Source organism: Herbiconiux sp. VKM Ac-2851, from assembly GCF_013205105.1.
Classification (GTDB): Bacteria; Actinomycetota; Actinomycetes; order Actinomycetales; family Microbacteriaceae; genus Herbiconiux; species Herbiconiux flava.
Genome location: NZ_JABMLJ010000002.1, coordinates 74,032 through 86,431 on the forward strand (window position 1 = coordinate 74,032; position 12,400 = coordinate 86,431).

Genomic DNA, 12,400 nt, shown 5'->3' on the forward strand with positions numbered 1-12,400 from the left:
AAAGACCATGACCACGTCACTCATCACCGCGGCCGATCCGGCCGCCACCCCCGAGGGTCCGAGCGGGCGACGCCGCCCGGACCGTCGGGGGCCGGCGGGCTACCGCGACGCCCTCAGCATCGCCGCCGTCTGGCTGCTGCTGATCGTCGCGACCACCATCGTGCGGCCCGACTTCCTGTCGAGCCAGACCCTGCTGGCCGTCACGTTCACGATGTCGATCTCCGGCATCCTGGCGGTCGCGCAGGCCATCATCGTCATCTCGGGCGGCCTGCTCGACCTGAGCCTGCCGGTCGCCCTGGTGTTCAGTGCCTGGGCCACCGTGACAGCCCTGAACAACGGGCTGCCCACCCCCGTCGCGATCGTCATCGGCCTCCTGGCCGGCGCCGCGTGGGGCGGGCTGAACGGCGTGATCGTCGTCTTCGGCAAGCTCAACCCGATCATCGTCACCCTCGCCACCGGCTTCGGCGGCCTCGCGGTGATGCTGATCTTCTTCACCTCCGCGCAGATCCCGTCGGGCTCCGACCTCCGCCTCTACGGCCTCGGCCGCTTCCTCGGCCTGCCGAACATCTTCTGGCCGATGGTGATCGTCATCGTCGTCGCGGGCCTCGCCCTGCACTTCACCCGCTGGGGCCGGCACGTGGTCGCCGTGGGCGGCAACGCCCAGGCCGCCAAGGCACGCGGCATCAACCTGCGACGGATGCGCCTCGCCACCTTCATCGGAGCCGGAGCGGTCGCGGGCCTGGCCGGTGTCATGTTCAGCGCGGTCACCCCGAGCTTCACGGCCGGCGCCGGAGCGGGGTTCCAGCTGATCGTCATCGGCGCGGTCATCCTGGCCGGCATCAGCCTCTCGGGCGGCAAGGGCAACCTGCTCGTGCTGCTGCTGAGCGTCGGCTTCCTCGCCACCATCCCCGCCTCGATCGCCTTCTTCGGCCTGCCGCCCGCCTGGGCGCTGGTCTTCCAGGGAGCGCTCCTGATCATCGCCGTCGGCATCGACGGCTACCGACTGAAGAGGACTGCGCGATGACCCAGACCAGCACCGCCCCGGCCCGGCCGGCGACGCTCTTCGACGACCCGCAGCAGAGCCGGGCCCGGCGCATCCTCGGCAGTTTCAAGGGCCCGGTCGGCAGCATCTCGGCCACCCTCGTGGTGACCCTGCTGATCGGCCTCGTCTGGGTCGGCCCCTCCTTCCTCTCCCCCTCGAACGTGCAGATCGTCGGCGTCAGCGTCGCCATCCCGCTGATCGTGGGAGTGATGGCCTCGTTCGCCCTGCTGGCGGGGGTCGTCGACCTCTCCATCGGCTCGATGGTGGGCTTCGGCGCCGTGATCTTCAACCAGCTCGTCGCCGCCGGGCTCAACCCCTGGCTGGTGGCCCTGATCACCGTCGTCGTGGGGGCGGTCGTCGGCCTCACCAATGCGCTCGTGATCGTGAAGTTCGGCGCCGAGCCGCTCGCCGTCACCCTCGGCATGCTGACCCTGCTCCGCGGTCTCTGCCAGGTGATCGTGGTCAGCGCCCCGCCGAGCACCCTGATCGACCCGCTCTACAACGTCACCCAGGGCGCGATCCTCGGCTTCCCGACGCTGCTCCTGATCGGCATCGGCATCACCCTGATCGCCGCCGGCGTCGTGTCGAAGACGCGCGTCGGCCGCAAGGTGCAGGCCGTCGGCGGCGACGACCGGGCCGCCGCCCGCGCCGGCATCTCGGTGACCAAGGTGCGCGTGATCGCCCTCATGGTCAGCGGCATGGGCGCCGCGATCGGCGGCATCCTCTACGTGGGCCAGCTCGGTTCGGCGTCGAACGTGCTCGGCACCGGGCTGGAGTTCCAGATCTACGCGGCGCTGATGATCGGCGGCTACTCGATCACCCGCGGCGGCGTCGGCAATCCGCTCGGCGGCCTGCTCGGCCTCCTGGTCGTGGCCGGCATCACGAACATCCTGAACGTGCAGTTCTTCGACCCCGACTACCTCGACCTGATCGTCGCGATCATCCTGCTCGCCGCCGTGCTGGTCGACCGCTTCCGGGGAGGGGACTCGTTCGAATGAGCATCCCGACCAGCGTCCTCGGGCGCACCGGCCTCACGGTCTCGAACCTCTGCGTCGGCACCGCCGCCTGGGGCGTCAGCTCGCCCGTGCACGGCCTCGCCGTGCCGGAGGAGGTCGCGGTGGCGACCGCCCGCCGCGCCTTCGAGGGCCCGATCACGATCCTCGACACCTCGAACGAGTACGGCGACGGCGAGAGCGAGCGCCGCGTGGGCCTGGCCGTCCGCGAGGCGGGCGGGCTGCCCGAGGGCTTCGTGGTGCAGACCAAGCTCGACCGCGACAAGGTCACCGGCTCCTTCGACGGCGAGCGGATGCGCGCCTCCCTCGCCGAGAGCCTCGAACGCCTGGGCCTCCCCCGCATACCGCTGCTCCACCTGCACGATCCCGAGCACATCGGCTTCGAGGCGGCCATGGCCTCCGGCGGCCCGGTCGAGGCGCTGCGGCGGATGCGCGACGAGGGCCTCGTCGACAGCATCGGCATCTCGGGCGGCCCCGCCTCGATGCTGCTGCGCTTCGTCGAGACCGGCCTCTTCGACGCCCTCATCACCCACAACCGCTTCACGCTGGTCGATCGCACGGCCGATCGGCTGCTGCAGACCGCACACGACGCGGGGCTCGGCGTGATGAACGCGGCGGTCTACGGCGGCGGCATCCTCGCCCATCACCCGCGCCGCTCCGACCGGTACCACTACGGCCCCGCCTCGGCGGAGCTGCTCGCGGCGGTCGACGCCATGGGCGCCGCCTGCGAGCGGGCCGGGGTGCCGTTGATCGCCGCGGCACTGCAGTTCTCGACGCGCGACCCGCGCATCCACTCGACCATCTGCGGCGTCGTGTCGCCCCGGCAGCTCGACGAGGCGGTCGACCTCGCGACGCTCGAGATCCCCGCCGAGCTGTGGGACGAGCTCGACGCGCTCGCCCCGCCCGCCGCGTCGTGGCTGAATGACTGAGTCGTGCCTGAATGACTGAGAAGCACGACCGTGTAGCGTCGAGAGCCGAATGGACGGGGGTCCTCTCGTGACGGAGATCGGCATCCGCGACGTCGCGGCTCACGCCGGCGTCTCGGTGAGCACCGTGTCGAATGCGCTCAACCGGCCCGAACTGGTCTCGCGCACCGCCGCCGACCGGGTGGCCGACGCGATCAGCGCACTCGGTTACGTGCCCAACGTGGCGGCCCGGCAGCTGCGGGCCGGCCGCAGCAACGCCATCGGCATGGCGGTGCTGAACATCACCAACCCCTTCTTCTCCGACGTCGTGCTCGGCGCCGAGGAGGAGGCCGAGCTGGCCGGCTACTCGGTCATCGTCGGCAACAGCTACGACTCCGAGAAGCGCGAGTCGCGCTACCTCGACCTGTTCGAGCGGCAGCGTCTGGACGGCGTGCTGATCGCCCCGGTCAGCGGCTCGCTGGCGATGCTGGAGCGCTTCCGCCGGCGCGACGTTCCCGTCGTGCTCGTCGATCGCGTCGACCACGACGGCGTGCTGCCCTCCATCTCGCTCGACGACGTGCTGGGCGGCACGATGGCCACCGAGCACCTGCTGCAGTCGGGCTGTCGGCACATCGCCTTCATCGGCGGCCCGGTGCGGGTCGACCAGATGCGCGAGCGCCTCGAGGGCGCCCGGGCCGCCGTCGAACGGGCGGGCGCCCGGTTCACCTTCATCGAGACGCAGACCCTGAACCCCGGGATCGGCCGCGAGATCGGCGACCGGATCGCGGCGCTGCCCGCAGCCGATCGTCCCGACGGCATCTTCGCGGGCAACGACCACGTGGCGCTCGGCGTGCTGCAGGGCCTGCTGCGGCACGGCATCGCGGTGCCCGACGAGGTGTCGATCGTCGGCTACGACGACATCGACTTCGCGGCCGCCGCGGTGGTGCCCCTCACCTCGGTGCGGCAGCCGAGCCACGACATGGGCGCCCACGCCGCGAGGCTGCTGCTGCAGCGCCTCGGCGCCGTGCCCGAGAAACCCCTGATCACCCGGTTCGAGCCCGTGCTCGTGCCCCGCCAGTCGACCCGCCACCCGGCGGACGGCTGACACCCCGACGACGCACCACCCACCCGAACGATCACCGAACAAAGGACGACATGCACTACGGCGGAGACTACAACCCCGAGCAGTGGCCCGAGGCCACCTGGACCGACGACGTGCAGCGCATGCGCGAGGCCGGCGTCACGACGGCCACCGTGGGCGTGTTCGCCTGGTCGCGCATCCAGCCCGACGAGCACACCTTCGACTTCGACTGGCTCGACCGCGTGATCGACCTGCTGCACGAGAACGGCATCGCCGTCGACCTCGCCACCGCCACCGCGTCACCGCCGGCCTGGGCCGTGACGGCCTACCCGGGCATCCGGCCGCAGGACGAGGACGGCGCCCTCTACTGGCAGGGCAGCCGTCAGCACTACGCCCCCTCCTCGCCCGACTACCGGCGCCTGGCCTCGCGCCTCGTCACCGAGCTGGTCGCGCGCTACAAGGACCACCCCGCGGTCGTGCTCTGGCACGTCAACAACGAGTACGGCTGCCACCTGAACTACGACTACTCCGACAGCGCCGCCCTCGCCTTCCGCGCCTGGCTGCGCCGACGCTACGCCGACGACCTCGACGCCCTGAACGCCTCGTGGGGCACCATGTTCTGGTCGCAGCGCTACGGCTCCTTCGACGAGATCGTGCCGCCGAGGAAGGCCCCCTACAGCCACAACCCAGGCGGGCTGCTCGACTTCAAGCGCTTCACCTCCGACACCCTGCTCGAGCTCTACACGATGGAGCGGGACATCATCAAGGGCGCCGGGGCCACCCAGCCGGTCACCACCAACTTCATGGGCGCCTTCCCGCCGGCCGACTACTGGCGCTGGGCCCGCGAGCTCGACGTGATCAGCGACGACAGCTACCCCGACCCCAACGATCCGTACGCCTTCCGCTCGGCCGCGTTCACCCGCGACCTGATGCGGTCGCTGAAGCCCGAGACGCCGTGGCTCCTGATGGAGCAGGCCTCCAGCGCCGTGAACTGGCGGCCGAGCAACGCCCCGAAGGCACCGGGCCAGCTCGCCGCGCTGTCGATGCAGGCCGTGGGGCACGGGGCCGACGGCATCCTGTTCTTCCAGTGGCGGCAGTCGATGCGCGGCAGCGAGAAGTTCCACTCGGCGATGCTGCCGCACGCCGGAACCGACACCCGCACCTGGCGCGAGGTCGTGCAGCTGGGCGGCGACCTGGCCGGGCTGCCCGAGCTGCCGTCGGGCGCGGGGTCGAGCCGCGCCTCCGTCGCCCTGGTGCTCGACTGGGAGAACCACTGGGCCATCTCGAGCCCCGACCACCCCGTGGTTCTCGACTACCTCGCGCTCGTGCAGCGCTGGTACGGGGCGCTGCACCGGCAGCACGTGTCGATCGACATCGTGCAGACCACGAGCGACCTCTCGGGGTACGGGCTCGTCGTGCTGCCGCACCAGTACCTGCTGAGCGACGAGGGCGCGGCGAACCTGACCGACTACGTGCGGGGCGGGGGCCAGCTTCTCGTCACGGCGTTCAGTGACGTGGTGGATGCGCAGGACGCGTTCCGCGAGGGCGGCTTCCAGGTGGCGCTGCGGTCGGTGCTCGGGGTGAGCGTGACCGAGTTCGGGGCGCTGGACGCCGGATCGTCGGTGGAGGTGTCGGGTTCCGGCGTCTCCCTGCGCGGGGAGCTCCTCGCCGAGGAGCTCGCGGTGCACTCCCCCGACGTGGAGGTGCTCGCGCGGTACTCCGACGGGCGCGTGCCGGGGATTCCGGCGCTGACGTCGCTCGAGACCGGGGCGGGGCGGGCGTGGTATCTCGCCACGATCCCCGATGACGAGGGGATGCTCGCAGTGACCCGCGCGGCGCTGGCTCGGGCGGGCATCCGCTCTGAGCTGCCGGCGTCTGCGGCCGGGCCGGACCTCGACCTCGACTTCGTGGAGGTCGCCCGCCGCGGCGACGTGCTCACCGTGATCAACCACGGCGACGCCGTCACCGTGCCGCTGCCCGACGGCAGCACCGACCTCGACGGCTCGCCGCTCACCGCGCTCGAGCTCGACCCCTTCGCGTGGGCCCTCGTGCGCACGCCGACCGAGAGGACCGCCTCGTGAAGTACACCCGCCTCGGCCGATCCGGCGCCACCGTCAGCCGCATCGCGCTCGGCACGATGAACTTCGGGCCGGTGATCGGCCGGGAGCCCTCCTACGAGATCCTCGACCTGGCGCTCGAGAACGGCATCACGTTCATCGACACGGCCGACGTCTACGGCGGCGGCCCCTGGGGTGACGACCCGGGCCAGTCCGAGGCCCTGCTGGGCGATTGGATGCGCGACCGCGGCGTGCGCGACCAGCTCGTCGTGGCGACCAAGGTGCACGGCCCGATGGGCGAGGGGCCGAACGACCAGGGGCTGTCGGCGGTGCACATCCGTGCCGGGGTCGAGGCCTCGCTGCGCCGGCTCGGCACCGACCGGATCGACCTCATGCAGATGCACCACATCGACCGCTCGGTACCGGTCGATGAGGTGCTCGACGCCTTCACGACGCTGCGCGACCAGGGCAAGATCGTCTACCTCGGCTCGTCGAACTTCGCGGGGTGGAACCTCGCGCAGTACCAGGAGCAGGCGACCGCCCACCGCCAGATCGGCCTCGTCACGGAGCAGTCGGTCTACAACCTCGCCCAGCGCACGGTCGAGCTCGAGGTCGTGCCGGCGGCCCTGAACTACGGCATCGGCCTGCTGCCCTGGTCGCCGCTCGCGAGCGGACAGCTCGGCGGCGTGCTGCAGAAGGCCGACCGCTCCCGCTCGAAGGACCTCGACCTCGGCGAGCGCCGCCCGCGCATCGAGGAGTACGAGCGCTACGCGGGCACCCTCGGCCTCGACCCGGCCGAGCTCGCGCTCGCCTGGCTGCTGCACCAGCCGGTCGTCACGGCGCCCGTCGTCGGGCCGCGCACGGCGGCGCAGCTCACGGGGGCGATCGCGGCGCTCGACATCTCCCTGGGCGGCGCGGAGCTCGCCGAGCTCGACCGCATCTGGCCCGGACCGGGCGGGCAGGCCCCGGAGGCCTACGCCTGGTAGCCGGCGCCGGCGCCCTCGCCCACGGCCTCGTCCTCGCCCTGCTGTCGTTGCAGGTGCCGGGGCGGGTGCAGGCGGTCGTGCAGGGTCTGCAGTTCGCGCGCGTCGTGCTCGTCGAGCGCCGCCTCGGCCCGCCGCAGCGCGAGCCCGGCCGCCGCGTCGAACACCCCGGCCTGCTCGGGCGCGGAGGCCGCGAGGGCGGCGAGGCACTTCTGCAGTCGCGCCTGCACCTCCAGCAGGCCCGCCCCGTCGCGGGACAGCGGGCGGAACCCGTCGACCACGAGGTCCTCGAGCGTCACCGGCCTGATCCGCAGGTGCTCGAAGACCACCTCCGGGTCGGGCTCGGTCGCGAGCGCCGCCGTCAGCACCCGCTGCAGCGCGCCGATGATCTCGATCGCGGTGCCGGGGTCGTTGGTGGCGGGCGAGAGGGCCCGGCTGCCGATCTCGGCCAGGGCGATCATGCCGAGCCGCGGGTCCTGCTCGTAGGTGCGGTGCGCCTCGATGCGGAAGGCGTGGAGGACGGCCGCGCGCACCCCGTCGTCGACGGCGCCACTCCCGCTCGCCGCGATCACGAGCGGTGTCGTCGCATCCGCCGTCCTGCCGGGCGTCGCCACGAGCTGCAGCGTCAGGCCCGCGGTCTCGGCCGTGCGCTCGAGCATCGGCAGGTCGACGTAGGTCACGTACCCGGGGGCCCCGGCGTGCACCGCGACCCCCGCGAGGTCGGCTCCGGTGAGCGGATGCGCGCCCAGCGCCGGTGACGTCGCATACGCCGTGAGCGCGGTCGAGGCGGCGGCCTCCACGCGGTCGATGATGTCGGACATCCGCCCGAACGTCGCCAGGTGCGCGATCCAGCGCAGGAGGGTGACGACGATGATCGCGATCATCACCAGCGTGCCGAGGAAGAGGATCGTGCGCCCCTGCTCGCCGTAGTAGCCCGTCGACAGGGCGATGATGCCGACGAGCGAGAAGGTGAAACCGCCGACGAACGTCGAGAGGGCGTTCTGCGAGGTCGAGTCCTCGACCATCAGCTGGGTCGCCCGCGGGGTCGCGGTCGTCGTGGCCGACGAGTACACCGTGACCATCGCCGTGATCGAGAACGTGGTCACCGCGAGCATCGAGCTCGCGACGATCTGCAGGATGGAGTCGACCGAGTCCTGACCGAGGTCGATCACGAGCCGGAAGGGCAGCAGGGCGCCCACGAATCCGGCGGCGAGGGCGAACAGCACGGCGACCAGCGTGAACAGCGCGGCCCGGGCCCAGACCTTCTTGACGAGGCGCTGGAGGAACCGCCGGATGCCTGAACTCATGGTCCTCTGTAACACGGGGGCGGGCATCCGGACGAATCGGGCAGAGCGGATGACCCCCGTTAGGGTGGTCTCCCAGTGCCTGCGACGGGCGCTCGAAGCGATAGGCCGCCTGACGACACGGCGGCCGCCCAGGAGGACCGTCGATGACGAACACTGACCATTCCCGCGCGCCCGGACGATCGATCCTCCGGGAGGTGACGCATCCCGCCCTGATCCCCGGCGTGGGCGTCGAGAGCACCTCGCGCGTCTTCAGCACCAACTGGACGGTGTTCGGCATCGCCGGCGCCCTGGTGGTCGCGACCGTGGTGTGGGGCTTCGCCGCCCCGGAGAGCATCAGCGCCGTCGGTGCCGCCTCGCTGGACTGGGTGACCACGAACTTCGGGTGGCTGTTCTCGCTGCTGGCGGTCACGTGCATCCTGTTCATGCTGGTGGTCGGCTACGGACGCACCGGCGGCATCCGCCTGGGGGCGGACGACGAGGCGCCCGAGTTCTCGACCGTCTCGTGGATCGCGATGCTCTTCTCGGCCGGCATGGGCATCGGGCTGCTGTTCTGGGGCCCGGCCGAGCCGCTCGCCTACTTCACCGACGTGCCGCCGGGCTTCGACTCGGAGGCCGGCAGCCGCGACGCCATGTTCGACTCGCTGGCGCAGTCGATCCTGCACTGGGGGCCGATGGCCTGGTCGTTCTACGCGCTCGTCGGCGGCGCGATCGCCTACGCCGCCTACCGCCGCGGCAGGGCCCCGCTTATCTCGGCGATCTTCCGGCCGATATTCGGCGACCGCACCGAGGGCTGGATCGGCGCCGTGATCGACGTGTTCGCGATCATCGTCACCCTCTTCGGCACCGGCGTGACACTCGGCATGGGCGCGCTGCAGATCTCGAGCGGCATCGAGTTCGTGGCCGGGATCGGGCCGCTCGGCAACGGGGCGCTCGTCGGCATCATCACGGTGCTCACGGCCGCCTTCGTGCTCTCGGCGGTCTCGGGGCTGAAACGGGGCATCCGGGCCCTGTCGAACATCAACATGGTGATCGCGGCGATCATCGGGGTGTTCGTGTTCGTCGCCGGGCCGACGCTGTTCCTGCTGAACGTGCTGACCGGCAGCCTGCCGGCGTTCGTCTCCGACCTCGGCACGATGCTCACCCGCAACCCGGCCCAGGGCGAGGACGCGGCGAGCTTCATGGCGAGCTGGACCAACTACTACTGGGCCTGGTGGATCTCGTGGACGCCGTTCGTCGGCATGTTCATCGCGAAGATCTCCCGCGGGCGCACCCTGCGCGAGTTCGTCACCGTCGTGATCGTCGTGCCGTCGGCCGTGTGCGTCGCGTGGTTCGGCATCCTCGGCGGCACGGCCATGCTGTTCGAGTCGCAGGGGCGAGGCATCAGCGAGGCGGGATCGTCGGAGGCCGTGCTGTTCGCGGTGCTCGGCGAGCTGCCGTTCGGGGCCGTGATCTCGGTGCTCGCCCTGGTGTCGATCGTGCTGTTCTTCGTCACCAGCGCCGACTCGGCTGCGATCGTGATGGGGTCGATGAGCCAGCGGGGCAAGCCGGAGCCCTCGCGCTGGGTGATCATCACCTGGGGGCTGCTGCTCGGCGCCGCCGCGCTCGCGCTCCTGCTCGCCGGGGGCGAGACGGCCCTCGCGGGACTGCAGGCGATCATGGTGGTGTCGGCCTTGCCGTTCGCGCTGATCGTGATCGGCATCATGGTGGCGTGGACGCGGGAGTTGCGCACCGACCCCTACATGATGCGGCACCGCTTCGCCCGGGCGGCCATCGCCCAGGGCGTGCGCCGGGGCATCGCCGACCACGGCGACGACTTCGTCTTCGGAGCCACCGAGGTCGCGGCCCACGAGGGCGCCGGCGTCGGCATCGACACGGCCGACCCGGCGCTGACGGAGTGGTACGAGACGGCCACGGGGCAGCTGCCGGCCATCACGCCGACGACGATCGCGGGCGCCCTGCCCGATCCGGGGCAGGCCCCGGCTTCCGCGACGGCCCCGGCTTCGGCGACGGCCCCGGCCGACCGCCCCTAGAGGCGGGGGCGGCGGGGGCGGGTGCCGAGCCAGAGCACGGCGGCCGAGGCCGCGGTGCAGACCGTCATGACCGCCGCCGCCGGGATCGCCGTCGAGGTGCCGAGCAGGCCCACGAGGGGCGCGCCGACCGCGCCCGCGATCATGTTCGAAGCGCCGATCAGCGAGGCCGCCGTGCCGGCGCGCTCCCCGTGCTGCCCGAGGCCCGAGGTCTGCAGCGCGGGCGACACGACCCCGAACGACGTCGTGAACAGGAACAGCGGCACGAGCAGCCCGACGAGCCCGAGCCCCGGCGCGAGCGTCACCGACGCCAGCAGCAGCACCGCGCTCGACGCGAGCAGCAGCGCGCCGAACCGGGCCAGCCGCGGGATGTCCCGCCCCCGCGAGAGCCGCGCGCTCACCTGCGCGCCCACGATCATCAGCGCCCCGTGCCCGCCGAAGACGATCGCGTACTGGGTGGCGCTCAGCCCGTAGACGCCCTGGAACAGGAACGCCGACGACGCCATGTACCCCATCATCGCCGCCCACTGCAGCGCCCCCGCGACCACCACCGAGACGTACAGCCGGTCGCGCAGCAGCGCCACGTAGTCCGCCGCGGCGTGCCCTCGCTCGCGCGCCCGGGCCGCCCTCCGCTCGGGCGGGTTCGTCTCGTGCCGGGCCAGGACCGCGAGCGTGCAGACGAGCAGCACCGCGCCGTAGCCGACGAGCAGCCACATCAGCCCGCGCCAGTCGACGAGCCCCAGCAATTGCGCCCCGAGCGCGGGGGCGGTGACCACGAAGACGCCGTTCACGATCTGCAGCCGCGCCAGCAGCGTCACCATCGCCGACCCCTCCCGGCTGTCGCGAACGATGGCCAGGATGATCACCGACGACGCCGCGGCCCCGACACCCTGCACGGCGCGGAGCCCGATCAGCAGCTCGATCGTCGGTGCGAGGGCGCAGCCGACGGTCACCGCAGAGTAGAGCAGGAGCGCGCCGACGAGCGGGCGCATCCGCCCCACCCGGTCGGACAGCGGCCCCGCCACCAGCTGCCCCACCGCCATGCCGAGGAACGCGCCCGTCAGCGTCGCCTGCACGAGCGACGGCACGGTCGCGAGGTCGCGCTCGATCTGCGGGAACGCCGGGAGATAGAGGTCCATCGTCAGCGGCCAGATGGCCTGGATGAACCCGAGCACCACGAAGAAGACCGCCGGCGGCCGGCGAGCCCCGTTCATCGGCCGGGTCACGCGGTCGTCGACGCCGCGGGCGCCACCCATCCCGCGAGGGCCACGAGCAGCGCACGGCGCTCGGCCGAGTCGTACGACTCGACCCCGTGCCCGAGGGCGTCGTACGCGACCCGGCCGGCCCGGGCATCCGTCGCCTCGACGACCCAGACGAGCGTATGCACGGCCTCCCCCTCGGTGTGGAACGCCAGTTCGGTCACCCCCTCGGACACCTCGAGGTCGCTGTAGCGCTCGTCGTGCAGCACGAAGTCGGCGGGCACCTGGAGCCCCGGTTCGACGGATGCCCGCACCGACCGCTGCACCAGCGCCTCCCCGATCGGCGGATGCCCCGACACCCCGGGCACCCAGCGCCCGCCGATCAGGGCACTCCAGCGCGGATCCCCGGCGAACGCCAGGGTCGACGAGTGCAGCGCGAGAACCCCGCCGCCCCGCGCGGCGTGCGCGAGGATCGCGTCGACGATCGCGGCCGAGTCGGGCGGCGGCAGCGCGGGATCACCGCTGACGTTCACCACCAGGACATCGGCTTCGGAGAGAGCGGCGGGCAGCGCATCCGCCTCGTCGGTGCGGAGCATCTCGACCACGGCGCCGGCCGCCCGCAGCGCGTCGGCCGCCCGCGCCCCCGTCGCCTCGAGCGCGTGCCACGGGTCGCCGTGCACCCCGACACCCACCAGCACGACCACGTGCAGCCCACCGAACCCCACGGAAGCATCTCTCACGGCAGGCACGTCTCCTTCGACCAGGTGAATCGTTTAAAAGCCTCGC

Annotated in this window: 10 protein-coding genes; 7 read left to right on the top strand and 3 right to left on the bottom strand. The window is 72.0% G+C overall.

Annotated features, from left to right (window positions below):
- Positions 1 to 7: 7 nt before the first annotated feature.
- From HQQ85_RS07030 to HQQ85_RS07055, 6 genes are read left to right on the top strand one after another with little or no spacing between them, the layout of a single operon-like run.
- Positions 8 to 1,024, top strand: a complete 1,017-nt coding sequence (locus tag HQQ85_RS07030) for an ABC transporter permease (protein WP_173181835.1) — start codon at positions 8 to 10, stop codon at positions 1,022 to 1,024.
- Entirely contained in the window at positions 1,021 to 2,040 is a 1,020-nt protein-coding gene (locus HQQ85_RS07035) for an ABC transporter permease (protein ID WP_173181836.1), read from the top strand. Before HQQ85_RS07030 ends, HQQ85_RS07035 begins: the two co-directional genes overlap by 4 nt.
- Positions 2,037 to 2,984: an aldo/keto reductase gene (locus HQQ85_RS07040; RefSeq protein ID WP_173181837.1), complete on the top strand. Its 948-nt coding sequence runs from the start codon at positions 2,037 to 2,039 to the stop codon at positions 2,982 to 2,984. The genes HQQ85_RS07035 and HQQ85_RS07040 overlap by 4 nt, the downstream gene beginning before the upstream one ends.
- Before the next feature lie 49 nt (positions 2,985 to 3,033).
- On the top strand, positions 3,034 to 4,065 hold the full coding sequence (locus tag HQQ85_RS07045; RefSeq protein WP_173181838.1) for a LacI family DNA-binding transcriptional regulator: 1,032 nt from the start codon (positions 3,034 to 3,036) through the stop codon (positions 4,063 to 4,065).
- A 50-nt stretch (positions 4,066 to 4,115) separates the two neighbouring features.
- Positions 4,116 to 6,122, top strand: a complete 2,007-nt coding sequence (locus tag HQQ85_RS07050) for a beta-galactosidase (RefSeq protein ID WP_173181839.1) — start codon at positions 4,116 to 4,118, stop codon at positions 6,120 to 6,122.
- Positions 6,119 to 7,084, top strand: coding sequence for an aldo/keto reductase (locus HQQ85_RS07055; protein ID WP_173181840.1), 966 nt, complete (start codon positions 6,119 to 6,121; stop codon positions 7,082 to 7,084). Before HQQ85_RS07050 ends, HQQ85_RS07055 begins: the two co-directional genes overlap by 4 nt.
- Here HQQ85_RS07055 and HQQ85_RS07060 read toward each other — a convergent pair.
- Entirely contained in the window at positions 7,072 to 8,388 is a 1,317-nt protein-coding gene (locus HQQ85_RS07060) for a DUF2254 domain-containing protein (protein WP_173181841.1), read from the bottom strand. The two genes, HQQ85_RS07055 and HQQ85_RS07060, sit on opposite strands and share 13 nt — an antisense overlap.
- Before the next feature lie 143 nt (positions 8,389 to 8,531).
- Between HQQ85_RS07060 and HQQ85_RS07065 the strand changes: the two genes are divergently transcribed.
- Complete coding sequence (locus tag HQQ85_RS07065; RefSeq protein ID WP_173181842.1) at positions 8,532 to 10,418, top strand: BCCT family transporter; 1,887 nt, start codon at positions 8,532 to 8,534, stop codon at positions 10,416 to 10,418.
- Here the strand turns inward: HQQ85_RS07065 and HQQ85_RS07070 are convergent.
- Positions 10,415 to 11,671 (bottom strand): multidrug effflux MFS transporter, encoded by a 1,257-nt coding sequence (locus tag HQQ85_RS07070; protein ID WP_173181843.1) that lies wholly within the window; start codon positions 11,669 to 11,671, stop codon positions 10,415 to 10,417. The two genes, HQQ85_RS07065 and HQQ85_RS07070, sit on opposite strands and share 4 nt — an antisense overlap.
- Positions 11,638 to 12,354, bottom strand: coding sequence for a ThuA domain-containing protein (locus tag HQQ85_RS07075; protein ID WP_173181844.1), 717 nt, complete (start codon positions 12,352 to 12,354; stop codon positions 11,638 to 11,640). The genes HQQ85_RS07070 and HQQ85_RS07075 overlap by 34 nt, the downstream gene beginning before the upstream one ends.
- Positions 12,355 to 12,400 lie beyond the last annotated feature (46 nt).